The sequence below is a fragment of the Tetragenococcus solitarius NBRC 100494 genome, from assembly GCF_001544195.1.
Classification (GTDB): domain Bacteria; phylum Bacillota; class Bacilli; order Lactobacillales; family Enterococcaceae; genus Tetragenococcus; species Tetragenococcus solitarius.
In genome coordinates this window covers 1-25984 of the sequence record NZ_BCPY01000016.1, presented here as the reverse complement: position 1 = coordinate 25984, position 25984 = coordinate 1, and the positions used below count along the sequence as shown (strand labels likewise).

Sequence of the window (25984 nt, the reverse complement as noted above, 5' to 3'; positions counted from 1 at the left end):
TATTAAATAAAAAATTTTTCACCTATTCAATTTGTTATTTAGAAATAAGTTCCCCTTTACTTTGTGGAACATTTGTTCGTATAATAATTATTGAAAGCAGGTGGTGATTTTGGTTTATTTTGATTATAAAAAAGAACCGCTACGGGACATTTTATTTATTGATGTAAAAAGTTTCTACGCTACAGTAGAATGTATTTCTCATGGTTGGGACCCTTTGGAAACACTCCTTGTCGTGGCTAGCCATGCTGATAATACTGGAAATGGTTTGATATTAGCTACTTCGCCTAAGGCTAAAGAAATATTGGGAATTTCCAATGTATCGCGTGTAGATAATTTACCTGACCACCCCTTATTAAAACAAGTTCCGCCACGAATGAATTTGTACATTAAAAAAAATGTCGCTTTAAATCAATTATTTCAGACTTATGTAGCTTCAGAAGATTTATTAATTTATTCAATTGATGAATCAATTTTAGATGTTACACACTCATTAAATTTATTCTTTCCTGATCCAAATTTATCGCGGCAAGAAAAGCGTTGGTTGTTGGCTAGAAAAATTCAAGAAGAAGTTCGTGAAAAAACGGGCTTAATTATTTCTGTAGGAATTGGTGATAATCCATTACTTGGTAAATTAGCGCTTGACACGGATGCAAAATATCAAAAAGAGAATGGATATATTGCAGAGTGGACTTATCAAGATGTCCAAAATAAGGTTTGGCAAATTCATCCTATGACCGAATTTTGGGGAATTGGTTTTCGTACAAAAAAACAGTTGGCTAAAATTGGCATTAATACAATTAAACAACTGGCTCACGCTGATGTGGACCTCCTTTATTATCGTTTTGGTGTCATTGGAGAGCAACTTTATCATCACGCAAATGGTATTGATCGGACCATTTTATCCGAAACACCTCCAGTAGTTAAAGAAAAATCGTACGGCAACAGCCAAGTACTGCCAAAAAACTACACCATCCAACGCGAAATTGAGATTGTCATTGGTGAATTAGCCGAACAAGTGGCCGCCAGAATTCGTCGTCATGGTTGCTTAACTTCCTGTGTTCACCTTTATATTGGTGCTGCTTATGGTGAGACAGATGGAGATTTTTCTCACCAAATGAAAATTCCTCCTACAAATACCAATAAAGAGTTAAAAGCTCACTGTATAAACTTATTTCGTAAATATTATCATGGACAGGCTGTGCGTCATGTTGGAATTTCTTATTCTAAATTAACTTATACGCAAGCTCGCGAACTGGACTTATTTGAAGATGTTAACAACTATTTAAACGAAGAACGTTTAGATAAAGTGATTGATAAAATACGCGCTAAATATGGTTTTAATTCAATCGTTTATGCAACAAGTAAACTAGAAGGCGCGCGTAGTATTGCCCGCAGTCATTTGGTCGGCGGCCATAATGGTGGCGCTGGTGGTTTGGATGGTCTACTCTAAAAGCTTTCTTTTGAATCGTTCATTTTCGTTTACATTAGTAAACAATAGTGCTACACTAAACGTGGATAACAAAAAAGGAGGATCTGTAATGAGTACAAATCATGAACATCATAGCAATAAAGATGAACATCAACACGAACACATGGAGCACGAACATAATCATGGTGGTCATTCCGGTATGGATCATTCCATGCATATGGGAAATTTAAAACCCAAATTTTTCATATCATTAATTTTGACCATCCCTATTATTTTAATGTCGCCGATGATGGGAATAGACTTACCGTTCCAATTTCAATTTCCTGGGTCTGGATGGGTAGTTTTAATTCTAGCCACAATATTGTTCTTTTATGGCGGGATGCCCTTTCTACAAGGAGCAAAAATGGAGTTATCATCTAAAGAGCCGGCAATGATGACCTTAATTTCACTAGGAATTACCGTTGCTTATGTATATAGCTTGTATGCTTTTATTATGAACCATTTTGTCCCTCAAGCAGATCATGTTATGGATTTCTTTTGGGAACTAGCTACATTGGTTGTGATTATGCTGCTTGGCCATTGGGTTGAAATGAATGCAGTAAGCAATGCCGGAAATGCACTAGAAGAAATGGCACAGTTATTACCAAACACTGCTCATGTTGTCAATGAAAATGGAGATACCAAAGATATCTCTTTACAAGACGTCCAAGAAGGACAACATGTATTAATTAAAGCGGGTGAAAAAATTCCAACAGATGGTACCATCATCAAGGGCTCTACCAGTGTTAATGAAGCAATGGTCACTGGGGAATCAAAAGAAGTAGAAAAATCACAAAAAGATACTGTCATTGGTGGTTCTGTTAATGGCTCTGGTACAATCACTGTTGAAGTCACCGGAACAGGCGAGTCCGGTTATCTTTCTCAAGTAATGTCGCTTGTTGAAAATGCACAAAACGAAAAATCAAAAGTGGAAACATTGTCAGACCGTGTCGCTAAATGGTTATTCTATGTTGCCCTAGCCGCTGGAATCTTAGCTTTTATTGGTTGGCTCATTACTTCTGATTTGAGTACAGCTTTTGAACGAATGGTCACCGTACTTGTGATCGCTTGTCCGCACGCATTAGGTCTAGCAATTCCTCTAGTTATTGCACGCTCAACTTCTCTAGGTGCAAAAAATGGGGTATTATTACAAAACCGTGAAGCGCTAGAAACAGCTAAAAATGTCGATGTCATTTTAATGGATAAAACTGGCACATTAACAGAAGGTAATTTTGCCGTAAACGATTATCGTTCATTTAACAATGACTATTCAGCTGAGCAAGTACTCACTTATATTTCAGCATTAGAACAAAATTCTAGCCACCCCTTAGCTGTCGGCATTTTAAATAAAGCAGAAGAACTATCATTGGATATACCTGAAGCTTCAGATGTCAACAATCTACCAGGGGTCGGATTAGAAGGTACAGTGAATGGAAAAAGTATTAAAGTAGCTAGTGTTTCTTATTTGAATAAACAATCGATTGACTATGACAAAGACACTTTTGATCAATTATCAAAACAAGGAAATTCGGTCAGTTTCTTATTAATCGATGAAAAAAATATCGGACTGGTTGCTCAAGGTGATCAAATTAAAGAAAATGCTAAATCAATGATCCAATCATTAAAGGGTCAAAATGTCACCCCTGTTATGTTAACGGGTGACAACCAACAAGTTGCACAATCGGTAGCAAGCGAACTAGGCATTGATGATGTACACGCTGAATTAATGCCTGAAGACAAAGAAAAGTTAGTCAAGGATTACCGTAATAACGGTCAAACTGTAATGATGGTCGGCGACGGAGTTAACGATGCACCTAGCTTAGCAAGAGCGGACATTGGCGTTGCTATCGGTGCTGGTACAGACGTGGCGATTGATTCAGCGGATGTCATCTTAGTCAAAAGTGATCCAGCCGATATTCTCCACTTCTTAACGCTTGCTAAACGTACGCAACGTAAGATGATTCAAAATATCTGGTGGGGAGCTGGCTACAACATTGTAGCTATCCCACTAGCAGCAGGCGTCTTAGCTCCAATTGGCATCATTTTAAGCCCTGCTGTCGGCGCTATTGTGATGTCCCTAAGTACAATTATTGTTGCTATTAATGCCATGCTGCTTAAAATTGATTAACATTCATTTAAAGAAGAAGTTACCTTCAGTCGGTAGCTTCTTTTTTTATGTCTAAAACTTATTCAGTAAAAAATTCATTTTATTAGTGACATTTTGTCACTTTTGCTGTATAGTAAATAAGCAAGTGACAAAGTGTCACTTTTGTTGAATGTTAATTTAACTAGGAGGTCACAGACATGTTCTTAGCATTAAAAGAAATGCGTTATTCAAAGCTACGTTTTGGCTTAATCATTGGGATGATGGTTTTAATTGCTTATGTCGTCTTTATGCTATCTGGATTAGCAAGAGGATTAGCAGAAGAATTTAAAAAAGGCGTAGAAGACTGGCAAGCTGAAGAAATTGTTTTATCAGAGGAAGCTAATAAAACACTCACTGCTTCTCAGCTAACAAGAGGTGATATTGATAATATACAAAGTTCTACCAAAGCTCCGATTGGTTTATACAGTGGCGCTATTAAAGGAACGCAGCAAGATATTACAGTATTTGGTACCAGCAAACAAGCTTTTTTATTGCCTGAACTTACTCAAGGTAAAAAATTTAGATATAAAAATGACATTATCATTTCACAGAATTTAGCAGATACAGGATATCAAATTGGCGATAAAATTAATATTGGTCAATATGAAGAAGAATTAACCATTACCGGTATTTTCCCAGAGACCTATTATACCGTAACCCCTGTGGTTTATACAGACTTGGAAACTTGGACATCGATGAAGTTTGGGAATCAGTCGTTTACTTCCGATAAAGAAAAACCAATCAATGCAATTGCTACAGAAAAAAAGACTACTCAAATAGAAAATGATGAAGATTTAGATCTATTAACGACTTCCGAATTGATTGAAAACATCCCCGGTTATTCGGCCCAAAATCTTACATTAGATGCTATGATCTATTTCTTATTTATCACAGCTACAGCCGTTATAGGTATTTTTATGTATGTTATTACCCTGCAGAAAAACGCTATTTTCGGTGTGATGAAAGCTCAAGGTATACGAAATTGGTTCATAGCAAAATCAATCATTGCGCAATCATTTGTCATAGGCGGACTTGGCACTGGAATTGCAATGTTACTTGCTTATCTTACAAGTTGGGTCTTACCTACTGCGATGCCTTTTACCATTATTTGGACACAGTGGCTGCTGTATAGTTTTGTTTTAGTTTCTGTCGCTATTATTGGAGGATTATTTTCGATACGATCAGTTGCTAAAGTTGACCCCATTACCGCTATAGGAGGATAATTATGAACGATATATTAGTTATGGACAATATTTTTAAAAAATTTGGTTCTGGACGTACAGAAATCACCGCCTTAAAAGAAATTAATTTTACAGTTAAAAAAGGAGAATTCATAAGCATTATTGGCCCTTCTGGTTCAGGGAAAAGTACATTTTTAACTATTTCTGGTGGCCTACAAAGCCCAACTTCTGGCGATATTTTAATTAATGGAACCTCTTTTTCCAACTTACCAGAAAAAAAGCGCTCTGATTTACGTTTTAAGGAAATTGGTTTTATTTTACAAAGTTCTAATTTAATCCCATTTTTAAAGGTCAAAGAGCAATTTTTTCTAGTCGATAAAGTAGACAAACGTAAACCTTCTAACGAGCAAATAAACGAACTATTGGAATCTTTGGACATTGCTTCCTTAAAAAATAGCTATCCGCGTGATCTATCTGGAGGCGAACGACAACGAGTAGCCATCGCACGTGCGCTATTTAATAATCCAAGCCTGATTCTAGCAGATGAGCCTACGGCAAGTTTAGATACAGAACATGCTTATGAAGTAGTTAAATTGTTAGTAAAAGAAGCACATGAAAAACAAAAAGCTACAGTCATGGTGACGCACGATGAACGAATGACTCACTGGAGTGACCGGATATACCAGATGAAAGACGGTAAATTACTTAGGTCTGTGACATAAGTAAAGACAAGACAAAAATACCCAAATTCTATTTGATAAGATTTTCTAATTGTCGTGAATTTACGACGAGTAACTGCAGGAGCTATCTCTCTTATAGTTCGGATATTTTATGATTAAAGGAACTTATGTATATCACAGGCCCTTTTCGATAGTGACAAAAAAAGTAAGCACGAGTATACTATGGATAAAGGTCGCTAAAGGGGAAAACTAATGCCTAAAGAAACATTTCTCAATTTGTCACAGAATAAAAAGCAACGTATTGAACAAATATTATTGGAAAAATTTTATAATCGCCATATTAGCCAAGTGAAAGTCTCAGAAATTGTTGAAGCAATGCAGATGTCTCGAGGTGCTTTCTATAAATATTTTCAAGATTTAGAAGATGCCTACTTCTATCTTATTCATAAATATGCCATGAAAATTCATGGTGATATCTTGGCATCTATCAGTCAGCATAAGCAAGACTTTTTCTTAGGTATCGAAAATTTTCTAATATATTGCAGCAAATTAGATCGAAATGAGCGTTATTGGCAAATGCTTCAATTACTCACTCAAAGTAGTCATTCACAAATGACCAAACGTAAAGCATTGTCCCCGAGTTCGCCAATGTTTTCTCAATGGTTAGATCTGCTTAAACACAATCATTTTGCTATAAATTCTTATGAGGAGGCTCTTAGCTTTTTATATTTCATAATGAATTTAGTGATGGATGCTCTTACTGATTGTATTGTCAATAATTGGAGTACCGAAGAGTTAGTTCAAGATTTCCGTTTTCAAAAAAAATGGTTACTACAGGGAATTAAACAATAATTTACTTCTATAATATTAAACAAAAAACACTTCTATGTAACGACTCTAGCTGCGAGTTTGTTACATAGAAGTGTTCATTTTTTAATTTCTTAAAATGGAATAACGCTAAATACTCCTGCCGCGACTAAACCACCGACAATGGGACCAACAATGGGAACCCATGAGTAACTCCAATCGGAAGCACCTTTATTGGCAATTGGCAAGATTTGGTGCGCAATTCTTGGGCCCAAATCACGCGCTGGGTTGATAGCATAACCGGTAGGTCCACCAAGTGAAAGTCCGATGGATAGTACCAGAATACCTACAAGAAGCGGATTAAAGCCGTCAGAAAGTTGATTTTCTCCTAAGCCAAGTAACCCTAGTACCAAAATAAAAGTACCGATGATTTCAGTTACAGTGTTAGCTGTTAAGTTACGTACAGCTGGAGCCGTTGCAAATGTACCTAAAATAGCATCTTGATCTTTTGTTTCATCCCATAATGGCATATAAGCTAACCAAACAAGGGCCGCACCGACAATACCACCTAGAATTTGGGCGATAATGAAAGGAACGACTAAACCAGTCGAAAAGTCGCCCATTGCGGCAAAAGCAATCGTCACCGCTGGGTTTAAATGAGCTGGTCCCATAAAACCAGCGATATAAACTGCGATAGCAAGGCCCATACCCCAGCCCATCGTTACAGCTACCCAACCGGCGCCTTCTGACTTACTATTTTTTAAATTTACTCCGGCAACCACCCCGTCACCTAGTAAAACAAGTATAGCTGTTCCTAAAAATTCACTAAATATTTGTAAACTATCACTACTCACGATTATTAATCCTCCTTCAGTTCTTTCAAATCTGACTCTGCCACTACTTCTGCCAATTCCTTTTGATAATTGACTTTTTGTTCATCGCTCCATTGATAAAATTCAGCCATCTTATCAATTACTGGTTGCTCTAAAGCATCTAATTCATCCCGGATAAATAGAATAAAGTTGGTCCGACGCATGAAATAGTCAACAGGTGTCAACACTAGCTCTTCATTTAACGCATAATTTAATGAAAGGCTATCACGTTTACTCAATCCTTTAACAGGTTCATCATAAGTGAGTACCTTAGGTAGATTTGACCCATATAGATTAGCCAGATAAAGCGCATCTTTTTCATTTAATCCTTTATCTTGTGCTTGTTGAGCTAGCTGAGCGATTTCTTCATCCACATTTTCAGGATCAATATCACCACCCGAAACAGGGTATTTTTTAGAATCCACTAGCTTAAATGGTTTATCCAATTTTTCTTGAATTTTTTTCAAAGCGCCTTCTGCCATTAAACGGTAATCCGTGATCTTGCCTCCTGAAAGAGTAAGCAAACCATCGCTGGCTTCTTCTAAGCTGCTTCCTCGGGAAACTTGTGAAGGGTCTACTTCGCCGTTATCTTGCTCACTATCAGCTTCTTTGATGGCTTTTTCCACTTCATCTCGTTTTGCCTTATCTTCTAAATATTCCTTGGTCGTATGGACAACGTTATTAAAGCTTTCATCAGAAAGTTTGCCGCTACCGCCGCCGTTATAATCGGAACCGCCATTTGCCGTAATCAACGGACGTAAGCCAGCCCAGCTGGATTCAATATCATCTAAAGAAATATTTGCTTCAGGATAGCGGCGGTTGACAATTCTTAACAGATAGTCGACATCTTCTTTAGTAACCGTTGGATGATTTAAATCTCCATGGTAATCGGTGTCTGTAGTACCAAAATATGTTTTGTCTTCTCTTGGTACAACAAAAATCATACGTCCATCATTTTCACCCGTATCAAAATAAGTAGGTTGTGGTACATTTAACTTTTCTTTATCTACTACCAAATGAACCCCTTTTGTCGGACGCATTTGATCAGACAAATCGTCTTTTTTATCTAAATTACGTACTATATCGCTCCATGGACCTGAAGTATTGATAACGACTTTTGCACTGATATGGAAAGTTTTCCCTGTAAGTAAATCTTTTACCTCTGCTCCATTAACTTGACCTTCTTGGTCATGGGTAATCTTTTCAACTTTAGCTTTGTTTAACGCATAAGCTCCATCTTCGTGGGCTTTTTTTATATTTTCAATAACGAGACGGGCATCATTATTCCGAAAATCAAGATAAACTCCCCCGCCTTGCAAGCCTTCTTTTTCTAATTGCGGTTCTCTTTTAAGTACTTCAGATTTATTTAAGATATAATTAGCATATTTACCAGACACACCAGCCAAACGATCATATAAATCCATAGCCACTTTTACAGAAAACATGTTAAATGTTGCGCCTGGTTCGTCATAAATCGGTAACAGCATGGGATCTGGTTTGGGAATATGCGGAGCAATTCTTTGAACATTGGCCCGTTCTTTAACTGTATCAGATACCACTTCTACATCAAATGTTTTCAAATACCGAATTCCGCCATGAACTAACTTTGTTGACCGAGAAGATGTCCCTTCGGCAAAGTCTTGCATTTCAACTAAGGCAGTTTTCATACCGGAAGCGGCGGCTTGTACAGCTACGCCAGCTCCGGTAATGCCTCCTCCTATCACAAATACATCTATGTCTTCATTTTGTACTTTTTCTATTTCTTCGTTTCTAGTTTTGTATGAAAAAACCATCAATTATCCTTCTTTCCTCGCACGATGTTTGAAGACTTGGGTTGCTTCCACAGCTTCTGTCCAACCCGTGTAAAGGTCATCTCGTTTTTCTGCAGACATTTCTGGTTTAAATACATGTCCTTCTTCTTGTAATTCTTTCAAAGCATCCATATCTTCCCAAAAACCTACAGCTAAACCTGCCAAATAAGCAGCTCCTAAAGCGGTGGTTTCAAGGTTTGCAGCCCGGTCAACTTCTATGTCTAAAATATCTGCTTGAAATTGCATTAATAAGTCATTATTTGCTGCACCACCGTCCACTTTAAGCAATGGTATATCGATGTCAGTATCTTTTTTCATGGTGTCAATAACATCTTTGGATTGATAAGCAATCGATTGTAAGGTAGCTTTGACCAAATCTTCTTTCGTCGTTGCTCGTGTTAAACCAAAGATTGCACCCCGTGCTCCTGAATCCCAATAAGGAGCACCTAGTCCAGTAAAGGCAGGAACGACATAAACATAATCATCATCACTAGCGTTTTTAGCCATATCTTCTGAAGCTGGAGCCGAATCGACCAAACGCATTTCATCACGCAACCACTGAATGGCTGAACCAGCGACAAAGATACTACCTTCTAAAGCATAGTAAATTTTTCCATTGATGCCATAGCCAATTGTAGTTAATAAGTTGTTGTCTGATAGGGTCGGTTCTTCTCCGATATTCATGACAACAAATGCACCGGTTCCATAAGTGTTTTTTACCATTCCTGGTTCAAAGGCCATTTGACCAAACAAAGCAGATTGTTGGTCCCCTGCCATACCAGCAATCGGAACTTCACTACCATAGAAATGATAAGTTTCTGTATAGCCGTAAATTTCTGAATTACTTTTTACTTCTGGTAACATCGATTCAGGTATATTGAGTAAATCTAAAATGTCTTTGTCCCATTCTAAATCATGAATATTATATAACATGGTACGGCTTGCGTTCGAATAATCGGTAACATGTGCTTTTCCACTTGTTAATTTCCAAACCAACCAAGAATCGATGGTTCCAAATAGCAAGTCGCCATTTTCAGCTTTTTCTTGTGCACCTTCTACATGGTCCAAAATCCAACGAATCTTGGTTGCAGAAAAGTAAGGGTCAATAATCAAGCCGGTTTTTTTATGGATATAATCTTTATAACCTTCATCGATTAGTTGGTTGGCAATGTCTGCTGACTGACGAGATTGCCATACAACAGCATTATAAATTGGCAAACCAGTGTTTTTATCCCAAATCACGGTTGTTTCACGTTGGTTTGTAATTCCAATAGCAGCAACTTCGCTAGGATGAATGCCAGATTCAATTAAAGCGCCTGCAACAACAGATTGAACAGAATTCCAAATTTCATTAGCATTATGTTCAACCCAACCAGAATCCGGGAAATATTGGGTAAATTCTTTTTGTGAACTTCCAATATTTTTACTATTTTTATCTAATAAAACAGCTCTGGTACTCGTTGTTCCTTCATCAATTGCCATAATGTATTTTTTCTCTGCCATAATAAAAAACTCTCCTTTATTTTTTGAATACGTTTTCCTTACATTTATATCCTAACGCCTGTGAAGCGCTTTATTTTCCCATCTTTTTACAAATTTTTGGAATTTCTGACAAAATCTCATCATGCCAGCCTTTAAACTAGACTTTTCGAGTCAATTTTTTTATTTCTTTCAAATCATAATCAGAACCAAGTTCGGTCATTCGATAAACGGTCGTATTTGTAGCAAGGTTGGTATTCGTAATTACAAGATCATATTCTTTTGTGTCGTCAAAAGGTTCCACCACCACCCCATTTAAACTTTTCAGCTGCAGCATCAACATATTTGTCGCCGCTTCTTTAAATAATTCATCAAACTCTAAATAAATGCCGACACGCACTTCACGATTGACTCGAATATCAATAATTGTTAAGACGCTTAAATATTTAATGGCAGTCATTGCCCATAAGCTATTTTGCTTATGCGTTTGAACTTGTAATTCTTCAGCCGAAAGCTCCATTAAACGTTCAACATAAGCTTGGATATTACGGGTAGATAAAGTTTCTTCTAATTGCCAGATATTATTGCGATCATAAGTTTCCACATCTCCCACAAAAAAGTAAAGACGCAGATGTATTTGCGATAAATGATAATAACAAGTAGCTTCTAATTCTTTACGAATATTTTGCGGATTATACATTCGTAAAATAGTTTCTAAAATAATGGTGTCACACCAAGCTGTTGGTGTTAGGCGAGAACGTTGTAATGAATAAGCATGAAAGTCTTTTTGCGAAAGAACAGACATTCCAGTTAAAAATACAAAGTGAAGCATCATTTCTTCTTCTTTAATTTCAACCGCATAGAAACTAAACGAACGACGGATAATGGGTACTAGTTTTAAATACAAAGGGTCTTTTTTATAAGGTTCAAATTTCTCTTTAAATTGACGAAACTGCGGGTTAGGTACTGTCATTCGTTTTTTGGTGATACGCAGCCATAAAAGGATCCGCTGTCTAGCTACTGGCATGAATGATAAATTAAGTCCTCGTTCAAGACTTTCAATAATATGTGTCTCTCTTGAGGAACTTTTTTCATAGCCTTGTCCTAAATACCACAAAAGTTGGAAGTAAAAATACCGAATTTGACTTTCTTCACCCATAATTTTTCCTTGCCAAATTCGAATGTCGAATTCTTTTAATAATTGATTAACATCTTTGATTTTACGCGACAAAGAAGATTCACTGATTTTAAGTTCTTGGGACAGACGAACCGGATGGATTTCTTTTTCTTCTAATAAATGCAACAAAATCTGGTATTTTGACGAATTTAAATAAAGCTTACGTTCAAATTCTTCAATCGAAAAATCCGCTGTTTTTGAAAAAGCAACCTTTGTCCCATCGTAAGTGATTTGGCAGCGTCCTTGAAAAGGCTTCAAATCTACCATCAATTCTTCTATATAATTATCCGTTGATTTTTTACTCAGCTCGAGTATTTTACTTACGTTATGGACATTCATTTGTCCGCCAGCGATGATCAATTGCTTAATTAGATAAATTTGCTTTGCTTCTTTTTTCTCTAGCAATTCTTCAAAACGCATGACGATTCTCACTTCCCATATTGATTCTGTTTAAAGGTTCCATTACATTAGTAAATTCTGCTTGAAAAAAATGATCGCTTTGCAAGAGTTCGTCTAACGTCATGTTTTTTTCAATCGCTAAAGCGGCAGTATTAATTTTTTCTAAGCAATCGGCTTTGGATAACAATTGCATTCCCAGTAATTGTTCCGTATTTTTTTCGTAGACAACCTTACAATAAATAATAGTCTTATCAACTAATGAAACCTGTTGAGTAAACGTTTTGCTGGCAATTTCATGAGTATAAACAAAAGCTTCCTCTTCAATCAATCCTGTGCTGGCCAGATACCAGCCAAACGCTTTAGTGCCGATGGTACGTAATCCGCCTTTGAATTTCATGTGCTGCTGCAATAGATTTTCGGCTGCCACAGCTCCGGAACGGACAGCATGATTAATTTGAGGCAGATAGGCACTTTCTTTCCTGATTGGAATCGGACTATGCACCAAATCTCCTACAGCAAAAACATCTTTAGCCGAAGTCTCTAAATACTCATTAACTTGAATGGTGTTATCACTATGCAGCTTAAATTTTTTAGTAAACTTGGCTAATTGTGGATGTACATTGACTGTTGTTAAGACATGATCGCTGATAATTTTTTTATCATCAAGTAAAATTTCATACTGATCATTTTTGACAACTTCTGAGACCGTTGTATTGAAATGAAAATGTAAGTTAGAATACTTTTGTACAGCATTTAAAAATGGAGTTAAAAATTCTGGATCAAAATATTTAAATAATGGATAATCCATCGCTTCAATTAAATGGACAGTCTTTTTTAAATCAATAAATGTGCTGGCTGCTTCCATACCTGCTTGACCGGCGCCGATAATCGCAATTGTTTTTGCGTTTTGTATTTGTGTTAATATTTTATGCGTTAAATCATAATTTTTAAAACTAGGATCCCAATCCTCATCATTTTCTAAACCAATATTTAATGATTTTTGTTCCGAACCATTGGCTAGAATCAATTTGTCATAATGATAGGTTGCTTGATCGGTAATAATTTCATGCTTCTCTGCTTTACAATCAAGTAGGGTTTCTGCTAATTTCACATTGATATTTTGTTCATTTAGCTGCTTTTTAGTAACAAACACAGCATCGTTTAAATTTTCAAACTTATTTTGCAAGTACAGCAGTAATCCTCCTGGCAAGAAACCTACAATTGGGTTTTTTTCAATAATTGTAATTTCCGCCTCAGGATAAAGCTTGCGAGCATGAATCCCACCGCTCACTCCTGCAAAAGATGCACCTATAATATAAATTTTCACCTACGGTCTTCCTTTCTTGGATGCCCTTTCATTATTATAACACGGAGCATTTCGTTCGAATACTACGAACACTTCCCTTTGTTCAAGTGTTAGATAGCCATTAATTATTTTAAATACACCTGCATCAATGAAAGGCTGGTCTATAATAATATAAATGGATAAATCTGTCGAGTTTTTGCTATCTTCTTCTTAAAAAAGCGATTTGATATCTTTTTTGGTTTCTTTCCCTATGAAAATAAGATAAAATATAAGCGATCTAAAAGCAATCAGGAGACCTTGTAGTGAAAAAAGTGTTTATTTTAGCCAATCCCTCTTCTGGGAAAAAACAAGCAGAAAAATACGCCAAAAGTGCTAAGGAATTATATGAGAAAAAAGGGTGGCAAGTAACCATTAAAATTACCCAAGAAAAAGCAGATATTAGCCGTTTTACTAAAGAAGCATGTGAAAATGAATTTGATATTCTCATTGTTTTAGGCGGAGATGGCACTGTTTCAGAACTTGTAAATGTACTAAAAAATGTGAAGCACAAACCCACTATCGGTATTGTCCCAACTGGAACAGTAAACAATATCGCACAGGGATTGGGGATGAATACCGATCCTGAAAAAGCCGTTGATGAATTAATTAAAGGGAGCCAAAAGACAATTGATGTAGGCGAAATTAATGATCAACTTTTTGTAAGTTCTATTTCAGCCGGCTCAATTCCTGCGACCGTTTGGAAAGTAAGTAAAGAACAAAAAGAAAAACTAGGTCCTTTGGCTTATTTCATTGAAGGTCTAAAATCGCTTAATGACAACGAGCCCTATTCCGTAGAAATACGATTAGATAATCAAGAACCAATTGAAATTGATCTTAGCTTGCTTGTTGTTGGAGTTTCAAATTCGATTTTTGGGATTGATTACTTTTTTGACAATGCTCATTATGACGATAAGAAGTTGCACCTATTCTGCGTGAAACAAACAAATTTAGGCAAACAGTTCGTAACTTTTTCCCGCGTATTGACCAATAACGAAGTAACCAGTGAAGATAATATTGCCTTTTCTACTACGTTTGAGCAAGCAAGTTTTCAATTAAAACAAGGCAAAACAAACGTCGCATTAGATGGAGAAAAAGGTCCTACTTTTCCATTAACAGTCAAAATTCATCCTCATTTTGTAAACTTTCTTGTGCCAGCGTAATTATGAATTTATTGTATCTTCATGAGATTTATGCTAATAAAAACAACTCTTTTAATTGAATAAATAAAAGAGTTGTTTTATCATCTAGCAATTTTCGCAACAAAAAATGAAAATAGTTAGTATTTCCTAGCAGTTAAATATCATTTCAATTGCTATCTGTGTATTTTACAATGGAAAAATCGTTATTGTATGTTCCTCTTCATTGACCAATTGCAATTCGTCTACATCGAAATCAAGTGCTGTTAACTGTAGTACCTTTTCTAATTGCTCTTGATCTTCCTTTGTCCAGTCTTTCTCTTGATCATCTTCAATCGTATATTTTACTTCCGCGCGATTTTCATCTACCTTCGCTGAATGAACCTTAACTCTATCATCGATACTGGGCTTTCTTACCACATTATCAGCTTTAACTGAACGCATCGCTTCTATTGTTTCAGCAAAATCAAGCAGTTCTCCTGTGTTATCTCGAATATCTTCCCCTGCAGTAGCTCCTGTTATATAGGAATAGTCAGGATCATCGGTTTCTTCTATCGGAAAAAGATAATAGCCGCGATTTTCATTTGCTTTCACATCCATTGTTGTTACAGTACCAGACTGTCCATAGCTAATCCCCGCTCCATCGCCTACATAAAAATGTATTTTTTCTATCCCATATAGCGAACTAATTTGAAATAACATCTCATCAAATTTGGTATGTTCTGTTGAAGACATACTAGATAACTTTTCTTCTGGTGTAAAAGTTAAGTTCGCTTCATTTTTGTTTTCAATTGTCACATTTTCCAGTTCTGTTAATACCTTTTGTGAAGTCGCATCGCTTTCTCTCAACGACTGTTTTAAGTTTTCTTCTTTTGAATTGTTTTTTTCTGTTCGAATGAAATCAAGTGTTAATAATCCTTCTGTATCCTCACCTAAAAAGACCTGTTGCCCATAAATAAGATACCCTGCTGACATAGTTTTTTCTTGATAGTTAGGTGCTTTTTCTACAGAAGTAGTCTGATTGGTCGTTTCTTCCTTTTCGCTACTTCTTGCAGGTTCTTGCGTGTTTTCAGAGGTAGAATTACCTATTTCACTAACCGAGTTACAAGCAGTAAAAAAGAACAAACTAAGAACAGAAACAAAAAAGAGGTAAAATCTTCTCATATGAACATTCCCTTCAATATGAACTTCCTAAAAGCCAAAAGCATGAGAAACCGCTTGATACAAGTTACCTTCATTCTATCGATTTTTTCGCTTTAAGTCGAATATTTCATGTTTTTCTGTTTTGGAAAGTATTTATTTAAATTGCTTCATATATATACGGTTTCCTTGCAAAAATGCCAAAATTGTTTAATACTGAATAAAGAAGATCCTATAAGGAGAGTGAAGGCTTATGACAAAAGAACAGCTTGACATTATGCGCTCAAAAGACGGATTTATTGCGGCACTAGATCAAAGCGGAGGTAGTACGCCTAAAGCACTTAGTAATTACGGTATTTCTGAAGACCAATATGATTCAGAAGAAGAAATGTTTGATTTAGTTCAAGAAATGCGAGCACGTATCGTTACATCTCCGGCTTTTTCTTCAGATAAAATTATTGGCGCTATATTATTTGAAGCCACTATGGAACGAAAAATTGAAGGAAAGCTAACAGCGGATTATTTAACCGATAAAGGAATTGTTCCTTTTCTCAAAGTAGACAAGGGCTTAGATAAAGAAAGCAATGGCGTTCAATTGATGAAACCCATCGATCATTTAGATGAGCTTTTAACCCGTGCAAAAGAACATCACATTTTCGGAACCAAGATGCGTTCCAATATGCTTTCTTATAACGAACAAGGGATTCGAGATGTAGTAAAACAACAGTTTGATTATGCCAAACAAATCATTGACGCCGGCTTAATTCCTATTGTAGAACCAGAAGTTAATATCGATGCAAAAGAGAAAGAAAAAATGGAAGTCCTATTAAAAGATGAAATTACAGCACAATTAGATCAATTATCTGAAGAGCAAAACGTGATGTTAAAACTAACGATTCCAACAGTGGCTGACACATATAAAAAACTAATGGAACATCCAAGAGTTGTTCGTGTCGTCGCTTTATCTGGAGGTTATCCAATCGATGTAGCAAATAAAAAGCTAAAAGAAAACAAAGGTTTAATTGCAAGTTTTTCAAGAGCTTTGACACAAAACTTACGTGTTGATCAGTCGGACGAAGTATTTAACAAAACACTCAAAGAAGCTGTAGATAGTATCTACGACGCCTCCATCACATGAAAACGAAAAAAGGCTCAAAAAATGGCATCGTTTTTACCTTATAAATGAAGAAGTTGTAAAACCTTACGAAATTAATGTTTTTAAAACATATTTCATAAGGTTTCTTCTTTCTACTAGAATTTTTTCCAATCTCTTTTATTGTAAATGATACTCTACGCCATATCCTAAGGAAAAGTTAACTTACTTGTTTATGAAAAATATTAAAACCAAATATAAAACTTTCATTTAATCATACCATGTCTTATTCTTATAAATGATACCTCCCTCTTTTAAATTTGTTCCGATTAGCAAAACGGACATAAGTTTGAGAAACTTTTGTCCTGTATAAGGAAAGCGGACAAAACTTTAGTGAACTTTTGTCCAATATGTTAAAACCGGACATTAATTCTTTCATCTTTTGTCCTAAAAAGGCCGTTAAACAACAAAAACGCTCTTTTTCCCCAATCATCGGACATTTCTTAAAGAAAGTTTTGTCCTATAAAATCAAACCGGCCATTTGTTTAGCAACCTTTTGTCCCTTTTTTAATTTCAAAACAAAAGTTCCCTTTCATTTTCTAAAACCCACTCAATGAGATGTTTTTGTTTCTTTCCAACTTGTTCTTTTTTGCAATTGCTCCAATGTATTCATTTCTTTTTCAAACCAATATTCAAATAAGACACCTTTATTAATATAGCCAGCTTTCGCATGATGACTATCTTTTAACATAAAATACTTTTGCAAAATAAATTTCAAATAACGTTCGTTCAAGTTTTTACCAAAAAATATTCTCAATTGTGCTCTTTTGATATTATAGTTGTAAAAAAGTGTTCCAAATTCGCAAATAGTTCGTCTATAAGCGATGTCTTTAGCTTCTTTATAGCCACATTTACAATTCATAGTGAATCTGTGTTCTTGCATTTGCGCTTGATGACAATGTGGGCAAAGAATGCCGCTTTTTAATTGACCCAGATTTTTAATATCAAACGTACGAGTAGTTAGATAAGGCGCAATTGTATAATGTCTTAATACTTGAGATACTTTATGTCTAGCAGTTGTATCACCGTTTGATAGCCTTAATAACCAAGCAGGAATTTCTTCTGTCATCAAAACTTCTTCATCCACTTCATCTTTTACCTCTATAACAGAATGAAGGTTTGTGAACGCTAGAACGCCTTTTACCGATAGATGAATTTGATTATCATTAAAAATACTTTGCAAGATACGTACTGCACGCCGTAATTGTTCAAAAATATTATTCGTTAACGCCTTATCACCTACATACCAAGTATTGTTTTTAAATACATAATGTCCTCGATAATGTTTCATATCAATTAAATATACCGTGTGACCTATAATCAACAATTTATCAATTTGTACGACACTATTTTTATACCGTAATGTAATATCATCCAAACTTACTTGCTTTTCTTTAAAAAAGTATTCTACCAGTGCATCAAACTGTACTTCTCCTTCATATCCACGTTGCAATTTTTGAAAAGACTCAAACTCTTCTTTTGCTAGCAAATAACGTTGATCAAGAACGTCTAGCCATTGCAGTTCATGCGGTTTTTTTCTCATTAGAATTTCCTCCTTTTAAATCAATACGCAAAAAATCACCATTTCTTTTTTATGCAATCAATTTTTTAAGAAAAACCTCTTTAAAAACCATCACCATTTTGCTAGCCAGTGAAATGTTCGTTCAATTCTTTCCTACCATTTTTGTCATACGTGCTAAAATAACCCTTTTTGTTAACATTCTCATAGTTTTGCAAGATAGGCTCACTTTATCATTTATAACTACAAAAAAAGACAATCCTTTTGTCCATTGAACTTAAAGTATTCAATAAACATCGGAATTGTCTTTTTTATTTCTCAATTATACTTTGACTGAAACAAAGCTTACTATCTTAAATTATTCTTTTGGGAAAATTTATTTTTTATGGCCCATCTTACTAAGCCAAAAACAACCACCCAACCAATAGCGTTACCTAAAACCTTTAATGGATACATTGCGCCTTTCTTTTTACCTGCCATGCAAAAACACCTCTTTCATATTTTTTGAACTAAAATGTTGTGCTAATTTAAGCATATTTTATATTGAAAAAATATTCAAGTAAAACACTGTATGCCAGTCTAAAAACAACTATAATACTTAAGGAGCATTAGTGAACGACCTCAAAACAGTCAGTTCGGTAGTAGGATGTTTCTCTCCGTTTTCTAAATTTATTAAAACCCTGTTATTTATACCTAATTCTTTTGAAAGAGCTTCGTCAGATAAATTTTTGTCCTGCTGAACCTTTCTAACATTGTGCATCAGCAAAATTGCCTCAATTTCCTCATCACTTAACACATCCTCTTCAGTATCGTCGTATTGAATCATTTCTTTTACCGAATTTAATGACAGAAACTGACCCAAACCTTCTGTTATTGTTTAATTTGTCTTACAATAAAGTCCTTATCTTCAAGGCTCAATTTAATCCTCCTAGAAATAATTTTTTTAACATTGGTAGGAAATTATTCTAACCAAGCTATATTTTGCTCATTTTATTTCTTTGCTTATGCACTATCATCAATTGAATCATAGCTGCCAGCAGCATTAAAAAAGCGGAAATTTTTAATAGACTGCTTTCTTTTGGGGTAAACCACATTAGTCCCGCAGATACTAGCATCATTAAAGCAATATATAAATGAACAGATTTGAAAGGGCTCATTTTATTATTTTTCATCCCTATCCTCCCTTCAGCCAGTCATTTTGAATAAACAATTTGAACTCTCATTCGTGCTCAGAATGTAAAATTACAAATAAGTACTATTATTAAGACTACTAACGTCGTTAAAAAGGATTCTATAGTAGATAATCACTGGTTAACTTCACTAATTCTTCAATCACATGACTTCCCTCTTCAACAGATGGATTGCCATCTGATAGGGCTACGGCAAGGTAGGCATGGTCTCCATCAGAAACTTTTCCTATACTTGTAATTACCCATTCTCCACTTCCCCCATCTGTTGTTAACCAGCCGTTTTTAAAGGAAACATCTTCTGAACCTGCATAAACGCCCCAACTTTGGTCGTCGTCAATTTGAGTCATTAAATGAATGATGTAATCTTGGGATTCTTCCGAGAGATATTCCGAGGGGAAATAAAGTTCTTTCAATAATTTCATTTGGTCCTCAGTTGTTGTCGTCGTATTTCCCCAGTTAGCTAGGTTCACCGTTGTATTTTCCATCCCGAACTCATCAAAAATGGTTTGTAAGGACTCAAACCCTCCTAACGATTCATTTAAAAGTGCGGAAGTCGCCTCGTTGTCGCTACTTAAAATCATGGAAGACATGCGTTCTTCCTCTGCTTCGCTCAGTTCTTCTTGGGCTTGCTCCTTTTGATGTAATAACAACATGGCCACCGCTACTTTTACAATACTGGCGGTTTCATACTGTCGTTCTTCTTCCTCATTGCTATACTGATAAGTTTGTTGTGCGTCAATGTCATAAACCCGATACTCTAAAGAATTCGGACATTCTTCTGCCAACTGGTCTCCTTTTTTTTGTAACTGCTTTTCAAACGTTTTTTTATTCTTTGGTGATTTCTTGAAGGTTTCTTGACTTGTAGACGCTGTGGTCTTCTCTTCATTTTCCCCAGTCGCATTGTCATGCCAGAAACCAAAAGCAACGAGCAAAATAACTGCAAGTAAGACGGGAAAAATTTTAAAAAACTTATTCATTGATGATTGCCTCATTCTATTTCTTAGACGACTTTGATAAAACCAAATCATTTGTTTGTTGCTCTTTCACAAAATAGACTTTATACCAAACAAGAAATGAATAAATCGTCCAAATTCGACGTCGTGCATCGATTTCTTGTTGGTAATTACGATCAAGTAAGTCTAAGATTTTTTCTTGATCAAAAAATTCTGAGGCAAAATCAGCCGCGAAAACTTCCCGTACTTGCTTATAAAAGCGTTCATTATGTAACCAATCTTTAATGGGAACAGGAAAACCTAGCTTTTTACGATTAGCCCATTCCTCAGGTAAATGGCGGTGAGCGACTTTACGAAAGGCATATTTGGTACTTTTACTATTTAATAAATATTTACAAGGAATTTTTTCGGCAACTTCCATCAAACGAATATCTAATAAAGGGGGCCGTGCTTCAAGGGAGTGTGCCATGGTCATTTTATCGGCTTTTAACAAAATATCTTTAGGCATCCACTGGTGCATATCCAGATACTGCATTTTTTTAAGTTCTGGCAAGTCAGGAACTTTTTGATATTGTTTTTCTACAATATCATGTACGGATTCACATTGCTGATACTTCGGCTGCAAATAGTCATCTGATTCACTTTCATCAAAAATTCTCGCTTGACCAATAAAGAAGTCTTCGGCTGGAGCTATGGATTGATACAAGTGAAGTTTTCCATGGAAATTACTTGTATGTTCTAAGCGACTGGCTAAACGATAGCGTGTTTTTTTCGGGAGTTTCTTCAGTCCTTGTGCAAAAACCCGTACCATCCTAGAATTAGACGAAAACCCGTATTCCGTATAACCAGCAAAAAGTTCGTCTACCCCTTCTCCAGAAAAGACCACTTTGACATGCTTTCTGGCCAACTTCGCTAAAAAGTAAAGCGGAACACAGGAAGGATTGGAGGATGGTTCATCTAAATGATATTGAATCATAGGAAAGGCATCAAAAGCTTCTTCTGACTCAATGACACGTGATTCATTGTTGAGATGTAACATATCAGCTAATTTCTTCGCTTCGGATGATTCATTGTAAGTATGTTCGCCAAAGCCAATAGAAAACGTATACTGAGGTTGAACCATCGTTGTCACTAAGCTGGAATCTACCCCACTGGAAAGAAAAGTGCCGACTTCTACATCATCGTTGGGCAAGTGCGCCTGAATAGTATCTTGAACCGCTTGGTCGATTTGATTAATCGCCTCATCTTCGGTCATAGGTTCTTCTGTATATTGCGCATCCCAATATTGCGTAAAAGTTACTTGTCCATCTTTTGCAAAAAAGTAATGTCCTTCGGGTACTCGATAAACCTCTTTAAAAAACGTTTCGTCTGTGGCTGGATATTGGAAAGTCAGATAAGGTTTGAGCGCTTGAGCGTTCACCCTTTTTTCAAAAGCTGGGTGGTCCAAAAAACTTTTAATTTCAGAGCCAAATAGAAAAGTTCCATTTTTATGATAATAATAAAATGGTTTTGTACCAAAATAATCACGGGCACCAAACAATTCTTGTTTTTCACTATCCCAGATGACAAAAGCAAACACACCGCGTAATTTCTTTACAAATTCTGACCCATAAGCTTCATAGCCGTGCAAAATAACTTCTGCATCGTCATTTGTCTTAAAAAGATACCCTTTTTCTTGCAGTTTTTGTTGTAATTCTTGTGAATTATAAATCTCCCCATCGAAAATAATCGTTTTTGAATCGCTTTCATTAAATATCGGCTGATCTCCACACTTCGAACCATTTGTGTCCAAACAGCGAAAGCCTAGTGCCACGCCCACATCCACAAACTTTCTACCGTAGTCTGGACCTCTATGTACAATTCGTTCCATCATTTGATCAATTTGTTCTTCTTTATCTTCTATAGAAGAATCTGTATTCAAAAAACCGACAATACCACTCATTTTTTTCACCTTTTCGTTATAAATTAATTTACCTCATTGTAATTAATGTATCACACGAGGAAAACGAGTGCAAAATAATGCTTTCCTAAATAACACAAAAAGCACATAATAAATCTTTTAAATAATCACAAGTAACTCTATTTATATTTAAAAAATGCATTCAAAAGCTTAAAGAAAAACACCAAGCTTTTGAATGATGAATGATAAAAAAACAACTTAGAAATATTAACGAACAATTACAGTGAATTTTGAATAACCTTTACTAAAACTTTCTTTATTATCAAAAAATATTCTCTTCACACCTATAACAAATAATCGCTGGTAATTCGTACAAGGTCCTCGATTACTCTACTTCCCTCTTCGATCGTTGGATTTTTATCGGAAAGAGCTACTGCTAGATAACTTTTGTCTTTTCGGCTTACTTTTCCAATACTGTTAACAACCCACTGATCATCTACATCATCGATTATCCAACCGTTTTTAAATGAGACATTACTTGAACCGGCGTAAACACCCCAACTTTGGTCAGGCTCGATACGGCTCATTAAATCAATAATTTCGTCTTGGGACTCTTCCGTTAAGTATTCGGAAGGCGTATATAATTCCTGCAGAAGTTTTATTTGGTCTTTTGTGGTCGTTGTCGTTTTGCCCCAGGTTTCTTCATTTGCTTTTGTATCTTTCATATTTCGTTTATCAAAAAATTCTTGCAGAGCAGAATAACCACCTAAAGATTCCCAAAGACTTGTCGTTGCCTCGTTATCACTACTTACAATCATGCGATTTAAAAGCTCTGTCTGTTTATCCGTTAGCTCTTTTTGACTTTCTTCTTTTTCATGTAACAACATCATCGCCACAGCAACTTTTGCGATACTTGCTGTTACATATTTTTTATTTTTTTCATCATTATTGGTATAAGTGTAGCTTTGCTTTGTCCCTAGATCATATACTCTATATTCCAATGAATTAGGATAATCTTTTGCCCATTGGTTTCCTTTTTGCTGTAACTTGTTTTCGAGTTCTTTTTTATCTTTACCTGTATCTTCTTTGTTCTCCTTTTTTACGACTGGCTTTTCTGTACTTTCGGTCGTAGTCTCTGCTTGCTTGGACGGTGCAAAATGATCCCCCAGCCAAAATCCCAACACTAAAAAGAAAATTGCGCCCAATGCTATAGGAAATATTTTAACGAATTGCTTCATATTTGATTGAAAATTCCTTTCTCTTATTAATGATTCACCTTGAATTTTTTATTATTATGATTAGTGTATCATATGTAAGAAGCCCAAAATTTAAAATAACTAAAAAAGAAACAGTCTGTTTTTTTAGTAAATAAAAACAGACCGTCCTAAAGCTTAGTATTATTAAACAAATGTTTGTCACATGGATTAAATAATAACACCACAATTTTTAAGCAAAAAATTAGGCAGGTAATAATTGATAAACCTATTTTTCTACGTCGGAAGAGTTATTGATAGCCTTCTAGTATTTGTCGCCATGCTTTTTGAGCAGCGGCATCCTCTGATACCTTAAAAGTGAATTCGGGTTCAATTTCTTTGGTTTTTCCATCATCGCCATATAGTCCAAAACCTGTTTGGTAACTTCTGAGTTCGCCAACACTTCCTATCAATTCATACACCACGCCATTATCCCCTAATAAATACTTGTGTAGCGGATAGTCCGAATCTGCCACTCTACCGTAGTCACGTCCCCCTCCTGCACCGCCATGTTTTTCTTTAGGCTCTTTGTCATAGCCAGTAACTCCAGAAGATGAAGTGTAAAAAACGACACCTCCTAATGCATGCATGTCATAAGCATCATACCCCGGCAGTTCTTTTGTAGGTACCTGCTGTTGGACTTGTATTTCTCCGTCCTCTGTCTCAGCAAACCAGTCACCAAAACCTGAAGCACCGTGGTCAAAATAATCATCTGTTACAGCCATATTTCCTTCTTCTGCTCGAGGAATTGCCCAATCTAAAAACTCTTGTGTAAGTTCATCTTTTTCTTCATCTGTATATTTTTTAAGAGGGACCGTTGTTTGAGTATTTTCTTCTTGCTCATTTTCTGAGGAAGACGTTTTTTCAGTAGATTCTGAGGTTGTAGCTGAGCTTTCTTTAGTAGTCATTTCACCAGTTTCAGAAGTATCCACTGTTTGGCTCATCTTATTTGTTTGAGACGTCGAGTGTGTTTGCCTTGAAACGCTCGTATCTGAAACAGCAGATCCATCTTCTGATTCAGTTGAGCATCCGAATAAGCTTATCCCAAAGACAACAAAAATTGTGAGTAATAGAAATGATTTGTTCATACGATTGTTCACCTCCTCGAAATAAAAACGCTTTCGACTATTCCTTAATTTAACGATACCATAAATAAAACCTTTGGGCTAATAACTCAAATAATAACATTCTCTTCAAAAGAAATTTCTAAATTTACAAGATATTTTGCTTTAAAATTTTTCTTATTAATTGATGTAAAAATAAAACATTTACCACCAGTAAAATAAATACTATGATACAAGTAAATAAGAGAATAAAGTTGTTTATTGTCATACTGTTATATGTTCTTATTATCCACAAAATTAAAAAAGGCAATTGTATGATGGCTGTTATTACTCCTGGTACATATGCTTTATATTGAAAACAGAAAATGATATGAGCAAATAAATGAATAGTATAACCAATTAATACTGAAAAATAAATGACATTATTAGGATTTTTCATACTCATCACAGAAATCAATAAAAGAAGGATTAATTCTTCCAACACACCAATTGCCAAAGCCGAGCTATCGGTTGTCGCTGCAAACAAAGGTCTCTTCTTTTTGCTTAAAACAGTGAAATTTCTTTTTACCCACCTAGGCACCAAGATGATTTCTTCAAAATCGTGAATAACAAACAGTATCGGCAACCATAAAACATTTTCTAGCATTTTACCTTCCCCTTTCTTATTTTCCATTTGAAATTTCAAATAATTAATAGACACACGTGTGACTATTATTATAGGATAGATACATATCTAACTACAATACAACCAACAAATAGATACGTTTTATCTGAAATGTGTCTATTTATAAAAAGGAAGAAAAGCTATGAAAAACAAAGGAAACGCCAAATCACTTTATTCAAAAAATCAAATTTTAAATGCCTTATTAAAGATCATGCAACAAAAAATGTTTGACGAAATTACTATAAAAGAAATCACAGAAACAGCGATGATTTCTAGAAAAACCTTTTATAGAAACTTTGATGATAAAATTGATGTTTTGAATATAGAAATTAATCGTGTAGTCCTTTTTTACCTTCAAGCTGTAGATAATACGACAGATCTAAGTTTAAGCAATGTTGCATACTTGATTTTTACTACCATGGAAAATTTTCGTTCATTTATTCAATTACTCGTTAAAAATAACTTGAATCATCTGCTAATTGATAAGATGTTCAATAATATAATAGAAGTGTACAAAGTGAGAAAAAAAGAATTATTTGAACTGTATGGTGAAAAAATTATCTGCCAGACATTATTGTTTAGTTTTGGAGGCTTCGAAAAATATATAAGCTATTGGATTATGTCAGAAACACCAGTAACAACCACAC

The 25984-nt window shown here is 35.4% G+C and carries 23 protein-coding genes; 8 read left to right on the top strand and 15 right to left on the bottom strand.

The window, feature by feature from the left end; translation table 11 throughout:
- The first annotated feature begins 106 nt into the window (after positions 1-106).
- The 5 genes from TS1_RS06275 to TS1_RS06255 all read left to right on the top strand — a co-directional run bounded on the left by TS1_RS06275 (position 107) and on the right by TS1_RS06255 (position 6327).
- Positions 107-1450, top strand: coding sequence for a Y-family DNA polymerase (locus TS1_RS06275; RefSeq protein WP_083498252.1), 1344 nt, complete (start codon positions 107-109; stop codon positions 1448-1450).
- A gap of 88 nt (positions 1451-1538) precedes the next feature.
- Complete coding sequence (locus tag TS1_RS06270; RefSeq protein ID WP_068708926.1) at positions 1539-3596, top strand: heavy metal translocating P-type ATPase; 2058 nt, start codon at positions 1539-1541, stop codon at positions 3594-3596.
- 176 nt (positions 3597-3772) lie between these two features.
- Positions 3773-4837 (top strand): ABC transporter permease, encoded by a 1065-nt coding sequence (locus TS1_RS06265; protein WP_068708924.1) that lies wholly within the window; start codon positions 3773-3775, stop codon positions 4835-4837.
- 2 nt (positions 4838-4839) lie between these two features.
- Entirely contained in the window at positions 4840-5517 is a 678-nt protein-coding gene (locus TS1_RS06260; RefSeq protein ID WP_068708922.1) for an ABC transporter ATP-binding protein, read from the top strand.
- A gap of 210 nt (positions 5518-5727) precedes the next feature.
- The gene (locus TS1_RS06255; RefSeq protein WP_068708920.1) at positions 5728-6327 is read left to right on the top strand and encodes a TetR/AcrR family transcriptional regulator; all 600 of its coding nucleotides are present in this window, start codon (positions 5728-5730) and stop codon (positions 6325-6327) included.
- 89 nt (positions 6328-6416) lie between these two features.
- Here the strand turns inward: TS1_RS06255 and TS1_RS06250 are convergent, their stop codons facing one another.
- The 5 genes from TS1_RS06250 to TS1_RS06230 all read right to left on the bottom strand — a co-directional run bounded on the left by TS1_RS06250 (position 6417) and on the right by TS1_RS06230 (position 13347).
- The gene (locus tag TS1_RS06250; RefSeq protein ID WP_068708918.1) at positions 6417-7136 is read right to left on the bottom strand and encodes an MIP/aquaporin family protein; all 720 of its coding nucleotides are present in this window, start codon (positions 7134-7136) and stop codon (positions 6417-6419) included.
- A 5-nt stretch (positions 7137-7141) separates the two neighbouring features.
- On the bottom strand, positions 7142-8947 hold the full coding sequence (gene glpO / locus TS1_RS06245; RefSeq protein ID WP_068708916.1) for a type 1 glycerol-3-phosphate oxidase: 1806 nt from the start codon (positions 8945-8947) through the stop codon (positions 7142-7144).
- Positions 8948-8950: 3 nt separating this feature from the next.
- Positions 8951-10468 (bottom strand): glycerol kinase GlpK, encoded by a 1518-nt coding sequence (gene glpK / locus TS1_RS06240; protein WP_068708914.1) that lies wholly within the window; start codon positions 10466-10468, stop codon positions 8951-8953.
- 136 nt (positions 10469-10604) lie between these two features.
- A complete protein-coding gene (locus TS1_RS06235; protein ID WP_068708912.1) occupies positions 10605-12041 on the bottom strand; it encodes a helix-turn-helix domain-containing protein in 1437 nt (478 codons plus the stop codon).
- Positions 12031-13347 carry an NAD(P)/FAD-dependent oxidoreductase gene (locus TS1_RS06230; protein WP_068708910.1) on the bottom strand — a complete coding sequence of 439 codons (1317 nt, stop codon included), beginning with the start codon at positions 13345-13347 and terminating at the stop codon, positions 12031-12033. Before TS1_RS06230 ends, TS1_RS06235 begins: the two co-directional genes overlap by 11 nt.
- Positions 13348-13628: 281 nt before the next feature.
- Here TS1_RS06230 and TS1_RS06225 point away from each other — a divergent pair, with 281 nt between their 5' ends.
- The gene (locus TS1_RS06225) at positions 13629-14525 is read left to right on the top strand and encodes a diacylglycerol/lipid kinase family protein (RefSeq protein WP_068708908.1); all 897 of its coding nucleotides are present in this window, start codon (positions 13629-13631) and stop codon (positions 14523-14525) included.
- Between the two features lie 165 nt (positions 14526-14690).
- On the opposite strand, the gene TS1_RS06220 is transcribed toward TS1_RS06225, so the two are convergent.
- Positions 14691-15665, bottom strand: a complete 975-nt coding sequence (locus tag TS1_RS06220; RefSeq protein ID WP_068708906.1) for a hypothetical protein — start codon at positions 15663-15665, stop codon at positions 14691-14693.
- 229 nt (positions 15666-15894) lie between these two features.
- On the opposite strand from TS1_RS06220, the gene TS1_RS06215 reads away from it, so the two are divergent.
- Positions 15895-16779: a fructose bisphosphate aldolase gene (locus TS1_RS06215; RefSeq protein WP_068708904.1), complete on the top strand. Its 885-nt coding sequence runs from the start codon at positions 15895-15897 to the stop codon at positions 16777-16779.
- Between the two features lie 565 nt (positions 16780-17344).
- Here TS1_RS06215 and TS1_RS06210 read toward each other — a convergent pair.
- From TS1_RS06210 to TS1_RS06175, 9 genes are all read right to left on the bottom strand, one after another.
- Positions 17345-18337 (bottom strand): nuclease-related domain-containing protein, encoded by a 993-nt coding sequence (locus TS1_RS06210; protein WP_068708902.1) that lies wholly within the window; start codon positions 18335-18337, stop codon positions 17345-17347.
- Between the two features lie 324 nt (positions 18338-18661).
- Positions 18662-18793 (bottom strand): hypothetical protein, encoded by a 132-nt coding sequence (locus tag TS1_RS12805; protein WP_281177363.1) that lies wholly within the window; start codon positions 18791-18793, stop codon positions 18662-18664.
- 118 nt (positions 18794-18911) lie between these two features.
- On the bottom strand, positions 18912-19175 hold the full coding sequence (locus TS1_RS06205; RefSeq protein ID WP_068708900.1) for a helix-turn-helix domain-containing protein: 264 nt from the start codon (positions 19173-19175) through the stop codon (positions 18912-18914).
- Positions 19176-19287: 112 nt separating this feature from the next.
- The gene (locus tag TS1_RS06200) at positions 19288-19485 is read right to left on the bottom strand and encodes a hypothetical protein (RefSeq protein WP_068708898.1); all 198 of its coding nucleotides are present in this window, start codon (positions 19483-19485) and stop codon (positions 19288-19290) included.
- Positions 19486-19604: 119 nt separating this feature from the next.
- A complete protein-coding gene (locus tag TS1_RS06195; RefSeq protein ID WP_068708896.1) occupies positions 19605-20480 on the bottom strand; it encodes a serine hydrolase in 876 nt (291 codons plus the stop codon).
- Positions 20481-20496: 16 nt separating this feature from the next.
- Complete coding sequence (asnB, locus tag TS1_RS06190) at positions 20497-22398, bottom strand: asparagine synthase (glutamine-hydrolyzing) (RefSeq protein WP_068708894.1); 1902 nt, start codon at positions 22396-22398, stop codon at positions 20497-20499.
- A gap of 302 nt (positions 22399-22700) precedes the next feature.
- Positions 22701-23594: a serine hydrolase gene (locus TS1_RS06185; RefSeq protein ID WP_068708892.1), complete on the bottom strand. Its 894-nt coding sequence runs from the start codon at positions 23592-23594 to the stop codon at positions 22701-22703.
- A gap of 266 nt (positions 23595-23860) precedes the next feature.
- Entirely contained in the window at positions 23861-24697 is an 837-nt protein-coding gene (locus TS1_RS06180; RefSeq protein ID WP_068708890.1) for a hypothetical protein, read from the bottom strand.
- A 124-nt stretch (positions 24698-24821) separates the two neighbouring features.
- A complete protein-coding gene (locus tag TS1_RS06175; RefSeq protein WP_068708888.1) occupies positions 24822-25319 on the bottom strand; it encodes an HXXEE domain-containing protein in 498 nt (165 codons plus the stop codon).
- A 160-nt stretch (positions 25320-25479) separates the two neighbouring features.
- Here TS1_RS06175 and TS1_RS06170 point away from each other — a divergent pair.
- On the top strand, positions 25480-25984 hold a 505-nt coding region (locus TS1_RS06170; RefSeq protein WP_068708886.1), incomplete at its 3' end, for a TetR/AcrR family transcriptional regulator.

What these genes read in the sequence shown, in the direction of transcription:
- TS1_RS06270 (WP_068708926.1), top strand. Translation starts at nt 1,539, where the DNA reads ATGAGTACAAATCATGAACATCATAGCAATAAAGATGAACATCAACAC.
- TS1_RS06265 (WP_068708924.1), top strand. Translation starts at nt 3,773, where the DNA reads ATGTTCTTAGCATTAAAAGAAATGCGTTATTCAAAGCTACGTTTTGGC.
- TS1_RS06260 (WP_068708922.1), top strand. Translation starts at nt 4,840, where the DNA reads ATGAACGATATATTAGTTATGGACAATATTTTTAAAAAATTTGGTTCT.
- TS1_RS06255 (WP_068708920.1), top strand. Translation starts at nt 5,728, where the DNA reads ATGCCTAAAGAAACATTTCTCAATTTGTCACAGAATAAAAAGCAACGT.
- glpO (WP_068708916.1), bottom strand. Translation starts at nt 8,947, where the DNA reads ATGGTTTTTTCATACAAAACTAGAAACGAAGAAATAGAAAAAGTACAA.
- glpK (WP_068708914.1), bottom strand. Translation starts at nt 10,468, where the DNA reads ATGGCAGAGAAAAAATACATTATGGCAATTGATGAAGGAACAACGAGT.
- TS1_RS06235 (WP_068708912.1), bottom strand. Translation starts at nt 12,041, where the DNA reads ATGCGTTTTGAAGAATTGCTAGAGAAAAAAGAAGCAAAGCAAATTTAT.
- TS1_RS06220 (WP_068708906.1), bottom strand. Translation starts at nt 15,665, where the DNA reads ATGAGAAGATTTTACCTCTTTTTTGTTTCTGTTCTTAGTTTGTTCTTT.
- TS1_RS06215 (WP_068708904.1), top strand. Translation starts at nt 15,895, where the DNA reads ATGACAAAAGAACAGCTTGACATTATGCGCTCAAAAGACGGATTTATT.
- TS1_RS06210 (WP_068708902.1), bottom strand. Translation starts at nt 18,337, where the DNA reads ATGAGAAAAAAACCGCATGAACTGCAATGGCTAGACGTTCTTGATCAA.
- TS1_RS12805 (WP_281177363.1), bottom strand. Translation starts at nt 18,793, where the DNA reads ATGGCAGGTAAAAAGAAAGGCGCAATGTATCCATTAAAGGTTTTAGGT.
- TS1_RS06200 (WP_068708898.1), bottom strand. Translation starts at nt 19,485, where the DNA reads ATGAAAAATAATAAAATGAGCCCTTTCAAATCTGTTCATTTATATATT.
- TS1_RS06195 (WP_068708896.1), bottom strand. Translation starts at nt 20,480, where the DNA reads ATGAATAAGTTTTTTAAAATTTTTCCCGTCTTACTTGCAGTTATTTTG.
- asnB (WP_068708894.1), bottom strand. Translation starts at nt 22,398, where the DNA reads ATGAGTGGTATTGTCGGTTTTTTGAATACAGATTCTTCTATAGAAGAT.
- TS1_RS06185 (WP_068708892.1), bottom strand. Translation starts at nt 23,594, where the DNA reads ATGAAGCAATTCGTTAAAATATTTCCTATAGCATTGGGCGCAATTTTC.
- TS1_RS06180 (WP_068708890.1), bottom strand. Translation starts at nt 24,697, where the DNA reads ATGAACAAATCATTTCTATTACTCACAATTTTTGTTGTCTTTGGGATA.
- TS1_RS06175 (WP_068708888.1), bottom strand. Translation starts at nt 25,319, where the DNA reads ATGCTAGAAAATGTTTTATGGTTGCCGATACTGTTTGTTATTCACGAT.